The sequence below is a fragment of the Bradyrhizobium cenepequi genome, from assembly GCF_020329485.1.
Taxonomy (GTDB): Bacteria; Pseudomonadota; Alphaproteobacteria; order Rhizobiales; family Xanthobacteraceae; genus Bradyrhizobium; species Bradyrhizobium cenepequi.
Window position 1 is genome coordinate 1 of record NZ_JAGKJI010000140.1, and the last position, 1498, is coordinate 1498.

1 protein-coding gene is annotated in these 1498 nt (G+C 64.5%); it reads right to left on the reverse strand.

Annotation, left to right across the window (positions count from 1 at the left end):
- Positions 1 to 1485: amino acid adenylation domain-containing protein (locus tag J6497_RS40525; protein WP_312010464.1), on the reverse strand; the 1485-nt coding region annotated here is incomplete at its 3' end.
- Between the last annotated feature and the right edge of the window lie 13 nt (positions 1486 to 1498).

A 1498-nucleotide genomic window follows, 5' to 3' on the forward strand; every position in this document is an offset into this window, starting at 1 on the left:
CCGCCCGACCCGCGCCACGCCGAGCAGCTCGGCCCAGATCTCGGCCAGCGCCGTCTCGATCTCGCCCCGCGGCGCCTCATAGGCGTGGTGCGCATACGCCTCATCCTGCGGCGCCGGCAACGCGTTGCGGTCCAGCTTGCCGTTCGGCGTCAGCGGCAGCGCCTCGATGCGCACAAACGCGGACGGCACCATGTGCTCCGGCAGTCGCGCGCTCACGTGCCTGCGCAAGGTGCCGGCAAGCTCGCCGCCATCCTCCGATTTGGCTTCAGGCGCACACACCACATAGCCGACAAGACGCTGCTCGCCGGCGCGATCCTCGCGCGCCACCACCACCGCATCGCGCACCGAGGCGTGCTCGATGAGCCGCGCCGCGATCTCGCCGGGCTCGATCCGGAAGCCGCGGATCTTCACCTGGTCGTCGTTGCGGCCCAAAAACTCCAGATTGCCGTCCGGCAGATAGCGCGCAAGGTCGCCGCTCTTGTACAACCGCGCGCCGGCCTCGCCGCTGAACGGATCGGCCACAAACCGCTCCGCCGTCAGCTCGGGCCGGTTCAGATAGCCACGCGCGACGCCGGCGCCGCCAATGTAAAGCTCGCCGACCGCCCCGAACGGAACTGGCGCGCCATAACCGTCCAGCAAGTACAACCGAAGGTCGGGGATGCGCTTTCCGATCGGACTACCTGAGTTGGACGTGTCAGACTGATCGAGAAGCCGATAGGTTACATGCACGGTCGTTTCCGTGATGCCGTACATGTTAATCAGTTGTGGGGCACGATCTGAATGCCTTGCATACCATGGCTTCAGAATCGATGGCTCCAGAGCCTCGCCACCAAAAATCACATATCGAAGGTGATTTCGAACGCTGCTCTGAGACTCCACCTCAATGAGAGCCTTAAAAGCCGAGGGGGTCTGGTTTAGAACTGTGACGCCAGACCTGCAGATTAGATCATGGAAGTCATAAGCAGAGCGAGCAACGTGGCTCGGCAGGAGAATCAAACGCCCGCCATAGCGTAATGCACCCCACAACTCCCAGACCGAGAAGTCGAACGAAAAGGAGTGGAACAGGCACCATACGTCGTGTTCGGTGAAGCCATACCAGTTCTGGGTCGTCTCGAACAAACGAACAATTTGGGCATGCTCAATCATGACGCCCTTGGGCGTGCCTGATGATCCCGAGGTGTAGATCACATAGGCGAGATGGCGCGAGCTCAGGCCGAGCGCGCGCGGATCGGGGTCGCAGGCGGGCAGCTCGGCCCAGGCCGGCGTCGCCGTCTCCAGATCGACCACTGTCACGTCGACGAGCGTATCGGCGCCCAGCGCGGCGCGCCCCGCAGCATCGGCCAGCAGCAGAGGCGGCGCCGCGTCGTTGAGCACCTGTCGCAGCCGCGCCGACGGATAGGCCGGATCCAGCGGCAGATACGCCCCGCCCGCCTTGAGGATCGCCAGCACCCCCACCACCATCGCCACGCGGCGCTCAACGCAGATCGCGACCGGCTGA